Source organism: Microcoleus sp. A6-C6 (assembly GCF_036705955.1).
Lineage (GTDB): Bacteria > Cyanobacteriota > Cyanobacteriia > Cyanobacteriales > Microcoleaceae > Microcoleus.
Genome location: NZ_JAUBVR010000122.1, coordinates 1 through 9,829 on the forward strand (window position 1 = coordinate 1; position 9,829 = coordinate 9,829).

Sequence of the window (9,829 nt, forward strand, 5' to 3'; positions counted from 1 at the left end):
TATTTTCACCTGCCTATTACCATGACTGAAGTAATTTTTCAAGTACATTTTATACCAAATTAGATGCTCTTACCCTGTCATTGGTCATTGGTAATTGGTAATTAACCAGGATGTTTAATCAACCGTGCTCAATTAGTAATTGAAAATTACCGATTACCGATGCTCCATTACCAATTGCCCATTACCCCTAACTAATGACTAATGACTCTTTACCCATTACCCATTACCCCTAACTAATGACTAATGACTAATGACTCTTTATCCATTACCCATTACCAATTACCCATTATTCCTAACTAATGACTAATCACAACTGACTAATGACTCTTTACCCAATTCCAAAATAGCTATTTAACTTTCACCTAAATACGCTTTCCGAACAGTTTCATTAGACTGCAAATCGCTAGCAGTACCGGCAACTACAACCTCACCAGTTTGGATCACATAGCCGCGGTGGGCTACACTTAAAGCCATGCGGGCGTTTTGTTCCACCAGTAAAATAGTAGTTCCGTCCGCATTAATATCGCGGACGATCGCAAAAATTTGACTCACCAACATCGGAGCCAAGCCCATACTCGGCTCATCCAATAATAACAAACGGGGGCGCGACATCAAAGCGCGGGCGATCGACAGCATTTGCTGTTCACCCCCGCTAAGAGTGCCGCCTTTTTGACTAATTCTTTCTCGCAAACGGGGAAATAAATTTAAAACTTTTTCCATATCAGACTTGATACCGAGAGTATCATTGCGGAGATAAGCACCCATTTCCAGGTTTTCTTGTACCGTCATGCGCCCAAAAATCAGCCGTCCTTCCGGGCTTTGAGAAATGCCCAAACGGACGATCGCCTCTGTAGACAGCGATTCCAAAGGCTTACCCTCAAATAATATAGTGCCGCTGCGCGGGCGCAGCAGCCCTTGAATCGTGCGGAGAGTTGTAGTTTTCCCCGCCCCGTTGCTACCGATTAATGTCACAACTTCTCCCTGCGAGACAGTTAGCGATACTCCTTTGAGAGCGTGAATATTTCCGTAATAGGTGTGAATGTCTTTAATTTCTAGCATAATTGCTCTTTCCGCTTTGTCCTTTGTTATATCGTCCCGACTAAGTATAAAATTTTATTGCATTTATTTAAAATTAACCTTTTTTATAGTAAACCAGAGCATCTCACGATCTTAAAATTATCTGCGTCAATCAGTGTTTATCTGCCTTAAATCTGCGGTTGACCGACTAATTGTATTAACCATGAACATCATCTTCTTTTCCCAAATATGCCTCAATCACACGAGGATCGGCGCGAACTTCTGCCGGAGTTCCCTCAGCAATTTTAGTGCCGTACTCCATCACACTAACGCGATCGCTAATTCCCATCACCACCTTCATATCGTGTTCGATCAGCAAAATACTCAAATCCAACTCATCGCGAATCCGGTAAATAAAGCGAGTTAAATCAGCCGTTTCATTCGGGTTCATCCCCGCAGTCGGTTCGTCCAAAAGCAGCACTTTGGGATCGGAAGCCAAAGCCCTGGCAATTTCCAATCTGCGCTGATCGCCGTAGGAAAGGTTTTTTGCCAACTCCGGCGCTTTCTTCACGCCCAAACCGACAAAATCCAGCATACTCAGCGCTTTTATTTTAGCTTCCCGTTCCTCGATAATCGCAGTCGGCGGGCGAAGGATTGCGCCCAACAAACCTGTTTTCATTCTGCTGTGCCTGCCTACTAAAACATTATCCAGTACAGTCATATTGTTAAATAAGCGGATATTTTGAAAAGTTCTAGCAATGCCGAAACTTGTCAGGCGATCGGGTGGCAAACCCGTGATATTCTTATTTTCCAGCAGCAAGTTACCGGCAGTGGGTTTGTAGATACCCGTCAGCATATTAAAAAAAGTGGTTTTACCTGCACCGTTGGGGCCGATCAAACTGGCGATCGAGCCTTTTTCCAAAGTTAAACTAACTTGGTTTACCGCCGTCAAACCTCCGAATCTCATTGTAAGTTGTTGTGCTTCTAATAGTGACATTTTGGTTCTATTTCCTATTACTATTCTTTTCTGCCAGTCCCTCTCAGCTCGGACTTTATTTGTGAAAACCCGAATTCTCTTCTGCTGGAAAAGATGATTATCTATGACTATTGACTTCTCGCATCTGCTAAAGACTCATTACTTGCCTTAGCATCATCATGCAATTCAGCTTGATGAATTTTATCAGGAATCAGCCCCTCTGGCCGCACGATCATCATCACAACTAAAGTTAAACCGAATAGAAACAAGCGCATTTGAATCGGGTCTAAACTGGTTGCTAGAAAGTCGGCTAACTGGGGAATTGCAATTCTGGGAAGTACAAAAGTATTCAGGAAACCTTTGAGGACTTGGGCGAGTTGGGGGAGATAAAGCCGATCGGCAGACATGATAATGATAGCGCCCAAAATCACCCCGGTCATGTTGCCCAAACCGCCTAAAATTACCATACACAGGATAATCACCGATACTGAGAAATCGAAGACGCTGGGAAAAACCGCGCTGATATAGGCGGCGTAAAATGCGCCTGCAAACCCCGAAAATGTCGCTCCCATTGCAAAAGCTGAAAGTTTGGTTTTGACCAGGTTAATGCCCATTGCGCTTGCCGCTAATTCATCTTCGCGCATGGCATTCCATGCCCGTCCCAAGCGGGAATCTCGCAGCCGCGAAATCATGAAGTAGGCGAAGACAACGAGCAGTAAAATTAGGTAGTACCAGGGAAAGTAGTTGCCGGTGCTGAATGTGCCGATGATGGGGAGAGATGGACGCGCGATCGGATTAATTCCCGCTTCGCCGCCGGTGAGGTTAAAAGGTCGATCGCACCCAACGAGACACAACACCAATTCCGGCTTACCTAAAACTGAAGCGACAATCTTCGAGATTGGTTCATCGATGCGAATGGCGGTTAAATTCCGAAATACCACCGGGATAATTTCGCCAAAACCGAGGGTAACAATTGCCAAATAATCGCCCTTGAGTCGCAGGGTAGGAATACCCAGGATAACGCCCGCAATGCCAGCTACACCGGCGGCGATCGGCAAAACTACCCAAAAATTCCAAGCAATATTTATCTGCCCGGAAGATAGCAAAGCTGTCGTGTAAGCGCCGATCGCAAAAAACGCCGCATATCCCAAGTCCAACAAACCCGCAAAACCCACAGTAATATTCAAACCCAGCGCCAACATAATAAAGATTTGAATCTGTACTACCGTAGCAATCCAGCCGGTTTGAGCCTGAAGATCGATAAACGGAAACAGAATTAGAATAAAAGCTAATGTTACCAGAGTAGCCTGCCGCTGGCGTTGCGGCGGCAAACCTTGCAATGCACCCATTAGTGTAGCTGTCAAAAGTGCGATCGCCAAACTGCACATCCCGTACAGCAAAGTAGTAGGTAAAGCCACAGCAGATTGACCGGAAAAAGGTCTAACTAAAACCCCTTCTAGTACGCTAGCAACCAACAGCCAAACGCCCAAACCCAAACCCGCAAAACAGCCAACTGTTGCGCCCATTTTTGGGTTTTGAACCTTCTGATCTTGACAACTCATGAAGCCCGCTGCCGTGCCCATCAGCCATCCGATGACGGTGCCACTCCAACCGCCGAATAGCACAACAGTCAAAAAGGCGATCGCCCCTAATATACCGCTTGATTTAATTGCTTGGATTATCTTGTTTGACATAGGTCAGAAGTTATTGGTTATTGGTTATTGGTTATTGGTTATTTGTTATTTGTTATTTGTTATTTGTTATTTGTTATTGATTATTGGTTATTGGTTATTTGTTATTTGTTAAATTCCGATGATCGATTACCGATCACCCAGGAACTCGCTCGACTGCTGGTTTGGGAAATTGGCGATCGGGCTAGCTACAGTTTAGAATCTTTTGAGTTCGATTATTGCACCAAAAGCGACAAAAATTGAAATATACTGGAACTGTTACCGCAACACAATTCAAAAGGGCGAGCGCGATATGGTACAAGCTCCTCAAAAAACTATCACCCTCGACGAGTTTTTGCAACTGCCAGAAACCAAACCCGCTAGCGAATACATCAACGGTGCGATCGTACAAAAACCCCTTACCCAAGGAAAACACAGTACAATTCAGGGAGAACTCATCACCAGGGCTAATGCAGTAGGCAAACCTCAGCGGATTGCCTGGGCATTTCCAGAACTTCGCTGCACCTTTGGCGGACGTTCTATTGTTCCCGATGTCGCTATTTTTGTGTGGAATCGCATTCCCCTAGACGTTGATGGCGAAATTGCCGATACATTCAACGCTCACCCAGACTGGACAATAGAAATTTTGTCCCCTGGCCAAAGCCAAACCAAAGTTATAAACAATATTTTGCACTGTTTGAATGCAGGTTGTCAGATGGGTTGGTTGCTCGATCCAGATGAAAAAAACATTTTAGCTTATCCCGCAGGGCAGCAGCCGATTTCATTGCAAGAACCGACAGATATACTTCCGATACCCGAATTTATGCCCCAGATGCAATTGACTTTAGGCGAAGTTTTTGGCTGGCTAAAACCTGGCTTTAGTATCGAACCGAAAATAGTGGAATCGAGTAAATAATAGGCGATCGCGTATACTCATTTCTCCATTTACGCACTACGCTGCTCACTGCGATTTTCCTCAAGGGCGATCGGGATCAGTTGAACATCCAATCGCTGATTGAGCGCACGCGCAATTTTTTGCAGCATTAAAAGCGAGTGTTCCTCATACTCAGCATCTTCAAGCTCCGCAATCACCGACTGTTTTGTCCCAATGCGATCGGCAAGTTGCTGTTGGGTCAATCCTGCTTGCGTCCGAGCACGATAAATCAGTTGTGCAAGTTCTGCATTGAAAGAGGATTCCTTAATCATTTCCTCCATTTCAGGATCTTCAGAGGTCATTTGTTGAAGGATCTTCAGTGCATCATTCGTCTTCGCCATCTTCTGTTTCCTCCACATAGGTATGAACTGCTGGATTGGCTTCAAATTGAGCCTTTTGCTGAATTGCCCGCTCAATCTCTGTATCAGGGACTTGATCCTCATCTTTTGTGATGGCATAAGCCAAAATTGCTACATTCTGCCCAGAAAAGAAGTACAAAATGCGATACTGCACTCGGAGATGCTTTGCCCGTAATTCATAAATTCCGTCACGCAGGTAATCGGCCACAGGTCGTCGTAACTCGTAACCTGTACTTGCTAGTTGTTGAATTCGCGCAACACAGTTGGCATAGCCTTTGCGATCGTGCTTCAGGAGTATCTTAAGCCATTCCAGAACTGGAGCCACGCCTTCTCGATCTTGATAAAAAATAACTTTTGTTTCGGGCACAGTTTTCGACCCTCGTCATCCACATTTACTTTATCACAATATTGCTGCTATAATTAGCAGATTTGGTTCCCATGCAGAGCCTTTAGACATCAGTTCCCAGGCTCTGCCTGGGAACCAGTTAAATTGCTTTAATTATCTTGTTTGACATATTCCCCTTTCTCCATTTCCAAATTACACCTTCTCCTGAACATTCTCGCCCAACAAGCCCCCAGGCCGAAAAGCCAAAATCACCACCAAAACCCCAAACACCCAAGCATTAGTCCAGCGGCTCGACAAATACTGATCGCTCAAAGACGAAAGCACCCCAATCAAAACCCCTCCCAACATCGCCCCCACAATATTACCGATTCCACCCAAAACCGCCGCCGTAAAAGCCCTCAACCCCGCCGTAAACCCCATCGTAAAAACAATAGTATTGTTGTACAAACCAACCAGAATTCCAGCCGAACCAGCCAATGCTCCCCCGATCAAAAAAGTCAGAGCAATAATCTGATCGACATTAATCCCCATAATTTTAGCAGCATCGCGGCTTTGAGCAGTAGCCCGCATCGCCTTTCCCAGACGAGTATACTGCACGAACACATGAAGCAAAACCATCAAGACAACCGCCACCACCAACACAATTAAATCCTTAGTGGTAAATACAATACTTGTTTCAATTCCCAAAGCTTTGAGAATATCAACTCGCGGCAACAAATCGGGAAAGCTTTTCGGAGCAGCAGAATTAGAACCCATCACCGGAATAAAAGCTTTCAATCCTCCCCAAAATAGCCCCATATTTTGGAAAATGAAGGAAACCCCGATCGCCGAAATTAAAGGAGCCAAACGCGGAGCATTCCTCAAAGGCCGATAAGCGTACTTTTCGACAACAATATTCAGCCCCGCACAAAACGCCGAACATACAATTAAAGCAACTAACATCACCGGTATTGCAACAGCTAAAGATGCGCCGTCTTGAATGCCAAAAGCCCCGAACACGGTGAGGGAAGCAAAAGCACCCAACATATACAAATCGCCGTGAGCAAAATTGATTAACTCAATAATGCCGTAAACCATCGTATAACCCAAAGCAATAATCGCAATCAGCGCGCCGTTGACAAGGCCAACTAATAATTGTTGAATCAAAACTTCAGGGTTGCTGGCTATTTCCCCAATAATTTTGGGCAAGTCAAATCCGGCGATCGGCCCTAACAACAAAACTATATAAGCTACACCTAGATATAGAAGAATACTCTGCCATTTTTTCATAATTTTGGACAAATTTGTTATTGGTGATTAGTAGTCAGCAGTCATTAGTCAGCAGTCATTAGTCATTAGTCATTAGTCGGTCAACGGTCAACGGTCAACTGTCCTAATTTCTTAGCAATTGGATCGACAGTAATAATATTCGTTCGTAGTGCGGACTTAAGTCCGCACTACGAACCGTTTTTATTATGGTAATCGACAGAACACGAGTTCAGTTATTACCAATAACCGATGACTGATGACTAATGACTAATGACTAATGATTAATTATTCCGCCTTCAGCGCGCTGACAAACTCCCACTTGCCGCCTTTAACAACATTTCCTGACATTACAGTCAAGCTCGTGTCGCCGTTAGCGTCAAAACTCCAATTGCCGAGTACCCCATTAAAATCCTTAGTTGCCAAGACAGCATCGCGGATCGCAGCGCGGTCATTTTTGCAGACTTTATTAATTGCGGCGATCGCCACTTTAGCAGATTCATAAGCGTAAGCTGTATAAGCTTCCGGTTCAGCATTATATTTTGCCTTGTAACTTTGATACCACTTGGCGCCCTCACCAGTCAATTCTTTAGGAGGCAAGCCGCCAAAAGTAGCATAAACACCCTCGGCATCTTTGCCTCCGGCGTCAATTAAAGCTTGGTCTTTAATACCGTCGGGGCCCATAAACTTAACTGCATCAGCCGCCATCCCGACATTTCTCATGTCTTTAATTATTTGTCCAGCATTGCTCTGAGTAGTGCCGCCGAAGTAAATCATGTCTGGATTTAAAGCTTTGATCTTATTCATTAACGCCTTGTAGTCGCTAGCTTTGATATCAATTCCCTCCCGGCCCAAGACTTGAATTCCCAACTTTTTAGCCGTTGCTTCAAAAACGTCAGCCACACCTTTGCCGTAGAGTTCTTGATCGTCGAGAATAAAGACTTTTTGTACGCCTAAAGATTTCGCCCAATTTCCAGCAACAGAGCCTTGAAGGTCATCAGCAGGGACAACGCGGGTGAAATTGCGAGTGCCTGCGGGATAATAAACGTTGGGTTCTTTGGGTTCGCCTTTTCCTGGTTTAGTCAGTCCCGGATAAGTGTTGGCCGGACTGATCATCACGACGTTAGCTTGGTTGAGCACGGGAATGGAAAGTTTGGCAGCACCGGAGTTGTAGTGACCGATAGCGGCAACTACCGAACCGTCAGCGACTATTTTGTTAGAGTTGGACGTTACCTGTGCCGGGTCCCATTTGCCGGCAGCGGCGGTGGCATCATCGAGCACTTCGTATTCGATTTTGATTTTGCCGTCGCAAGCTTTGGAGTCGGTTTCGGCGAGTGCTTGTTTGATGCCGTTGACCATTGTTTGAGATTGACCCAAGGCGCTGCCTGTCATGGGGAGCATGGAGACAATTTTGACAGTATTTGGGTCTCCGGGGGCGCTGACTGCGACAGGAGAGGCTGCTGGAGTCGCTCCGGGAGTTGTGGCGTTTGGTGCTTGAGGATTTTGACAGCTAGCGCACAGAGAGGCTATGCCGGCGGCTAAAAGTATTGTCCACAATCGGGCCGCGCCGGGATTTTGGGTTGTGTGGGTTTTTGAGGGTGTGGCACTTTTGCCTGATTTCTGGGAAAAGTTCATAGGTTGGTTGCTTGCTGGTGTTTTTGCATATTTTTCACTGTTGTCAGTATGTAGTCAAGAGTTAGCACATATTTCCCAAATTTTGGTTAAATACAGTCAATCGTCTGGATCTGCTTGGTATTGTACGATCGCACTTGGGATTTCTTCGGCCGAGACGTTTGCTTGTTCTGATTTTGAGTAAATCAGGTGTAAAACAACTTGATTCGGTGATTCAACTTGATAAATCAAACGATAACCACCGCTCTTACCAACTTGGGCATCGCTGTTTTTAGCTCGGACTTTTTTATTCAGTTGACAGTTGACAGTTGACAGTTGACAGTTGAGGGCACTTGACAAAGTAAGGAAGATGATTGGAGTAATGAATCGTCTTCTTTTAATTTCTCCCGATCGGGCTTTGGGCTTTCAAACAATTCTTTCTGGTAAACGATGTATTGATGCCGTCCCAGAGTTCTGATATGGGGAACGTTTGTCCCGATGAGGCTTGGTGGAGGGAGGCTTTCAGATCCGCGAGGATTTGGTCGTTGGAGTCGGTGTCTGAGTCAAAATCTGAGTAGAAGTCTGGGGCGATCGCCGATGGTGTCCGACTGGTCAAAAATTCCAGGAATGTCAAGGTTTGCTCTAAAAGCGGTTCAGGAGTCCGTTCGATCGCTTCGAGAAGGCGTTGTTTAATCGGCGACAACATAAATATGACCTCTAAATCTATATCCTCTCATTTTATTGTTTTCCCGATCGCTCCTATGACTATGATGGTGAAAGTTAGCGATGCCATTGCTTCACTTTAGCTCAGATGTTATTTGCTGTCGTTGGAGGTTTGCTAGCGCATGATTGAGTTACAAGCTGATTTAGAATACGTGGTGAGCGATCGCTTAAAAGTCTCTTTAGATGCGATCGCACAATTTTGCCAGCGCTGGAACATTGTCGAGTTTGCCCTCTTTGGCTCAGTGCTGCGGGATGACTTTCGCCCTGATAGCGATGTCGATGTATTAGTTACCTATGAGCCATCGCACCGCCTCACGCTTTCTCATTTATTGGGAATGCAGGAGGAGATAGAGGATTTATTTCACCGTTGTGTAGATTTGGTGGAAAAAAAGCAGTTAAAAAATCCCTATCGGCGATCGAACATTTTGAAAACCTATCGAGTGATTTATGCAACCCAACCAGCGGGATAGTGGTTCACTTTGGGACATGGCGCAGGCAATCCGTCTGATTCAAGAGTTTACGACTGATGTTTCATGCGAGACTTATCTTGAAAATGTTTTTATGCAAAGTGCCGTAGAGCGGCAGTTGGGGATTTTGGGGGAGGCAGCTCGGAGAGTTTCGAGCGAGTTTCAGCAGTCACATCCCGAAATTGATTGGCGAAATGCGATTAACTTACGAAATATTTTGGTTCACCGTTATGACCAAGTGAGTTCGGAAGTTATTTGGAATATTGTGACAAATATTTTGCCTAGTTTGCTGTTACAAGTAGAGGAATTATTGCCGACCTTACCTGATGATAGTTGAACGATCGCCCACAAAAGCAAAATGGGCGATCGGCCGATCGCCATATTTACCAAAAATCAACTAGACTCAGGGTAAGCTCATCTAATTTGGTATAAATTGTACTTGACAAATAGAAATTATAGAGTTAAAGCACAGCCGTTTGGG

12 protein-coding genes are annotated in these 9,829 nt (G+C 45.1%); 3 read left to right on the top strand and 9 right to left on the bottom strand.

Annotated elements, in window-relative coordinates; genetic code table 11:
• Positions 1-351: 351 nt before the first annotated feature.
• From QUB52_RS27525 to QUB52_RS27535, 3 genes are all read right to left on the bottom strand, one after another.
• On the bottom strand, positions 352-1,059 hold the full coding sequence (locus QUB52_RS27525) for an ABC transporter ATP-binding protein (RefSeq protein WP_332975487.1): 708 nt from the start codon (positions 1,057-1,059) through the stop codon (positions 352-354).
• A 175-nt stretch (positions 1,060-1,234) separates the two neighbouring features.
• On the bottom strand, positions 1,235-2,014 hold the full coding sequence (locus QUB52_RS27530; protein WP_265239789.1) for an ABC transporter ATP-binding protein: 780 nt from the start codon (positions 2,012-2,014) through the stop codon (positions 1,235-1,237).
• Between the two features lie 107 nt (positions 2,015-2,121).
• On the bottom strand, positions 2,122-3,687 hold the full coding sequence (locus QUB52_RS27535) for a branched-chain amino acid ABC transporter permease (RefSeq protein WP_332975486.1): 1,566 nt from the start codon (positions 3,685-3,687) through the stop codon (positions 2,122-2,124).
• Positions 3,688-3,976: 289 nt separating this feature from the next.
• On the opposite strand from QUB52_RS27535, the gene QUB52_RS27540 reads away from it, so the two are divergent.
• Positions 3,977-4,579, top strand: coding sequence for a Uma2 family endonuclease (locus QUB52_RS27540; protein WP_265239796.1), 603 nt, complete (start codon positions 3,977-3,979; stop codon positions 4,577-4,579).
• 29 nt (positions 4,580-4,608) lie between these two features.
• Here the strand turns inward: QUB52_RS27540 and QUB52_RS27545 are convergent, their stop codons facing one another.
• The 6 genes from QUB52_RS27545 to QUB52_RS27570 form a co-directional block, all read right to left on the bottom strand.
• Positions 4,609-4,938, bottom strand: coding sequence for a helix-turn-helix domain-containing protein (locus QUB52_RS27545; RefSeq protein ID WP_265239786.1), 330 nt, complete (start codon positions 4,936-4,938; stop codon positions 4,609-4,611).
• A complete protein-coding gene (locus QUB52_RS27550; protein WP_332975485.1) occupies positions 4,922-5,323 on the bottom strand; it encodes a type II toxin-antitoxin system RelE/ParE family toxin in 402 nt (133 codons plus the stop codon). Before QUB52_RS27550 ends, QUB52_RS27545 begins: the two co-directional genes overlap by 17 nt.
• A gap of 171 nt (positions 5,324-5,494) precedes the next feature.
• A complete protein-coding gene (locus QUB52_RS27555; protein ID WP_265239784.1) occupies positions 5,495-6,571 on the bottom strand; it encodes a branched-chain amino acid ABC transporter permease in 1,077 nt (358 codons plus the stop codon).
• A gap of 264 nt (positions 6,572-6,835) precedes the next feature.
• Complete coding sequence (locus tag QUB52_RS27560; protein ID WP_332975484.1) at positions 6,836-8,182, bottom strand: branched-chain amino acid ABC transporter substrate-binding protein; 1,347 nt, start codon at positions 8,180-8,182, stop codon at positions 6,836-6,838.
• A gap of 96 nt (positions 8,183-8,278) precedes the next feature.
• Entirely contained in the window at positions 8,279-8,518 is a 240-nt protein-coding gene (locus QUB52_RS27565) for a hypothetical protein (protein ID WP_332975483.1), read from the bottom strand.
• A 37-nt stretch (positions 8,519-8,555) separates the two neighbouring features.
• The gene (locus QUB52_RS27570) at positions 8,556-8,864 is read right to left on the bottom strand and encodes a hypothetical protein (RefSeq protein ID WP_332975482.1); all 309 of its coding nucleotides are present in this window, start codon (positions 8,862-8,864) and stop codon (positions 8,556-8,558) included.
• Between the two features lie 139 nt (positions 8,865-9,003).
• Between QUB52_RS27570 and QUB52_RS27575 the strand changes: the two genes are divergently transcribed.
• Both QUB52_RS27575 and QUB52_RS27580 read left to right on the top strand, forming a co-directional pair.
• Positions 9,004-9,351 carry a nucleotidyltransferase family protein gene (locus QUB52_RS27575; RefSeq protein WP_332975481.1) on the top strand — a complete coding sequence of 116 codons (348 nt, stop codon included), beginning with the start codon at positions 9,004-9,006 and terminating at the stop codon, positions 9,349-9,351.
• 16 nt (positions 9,352-9,367) lie between these two features.
• Positions 9,368-9,685, top strand: coding sequence for a HepT-like ribonuclease domain-containing protein (locus tag QUB52_RS27580; RefSeq protein WP_332976313.1), 318 nt, complete (start codon positions 9,368-9,370; stop codon positions 9,683-9,685).
• Positions 9,686-9,829 lie beyond the last annotated feature (144 nt).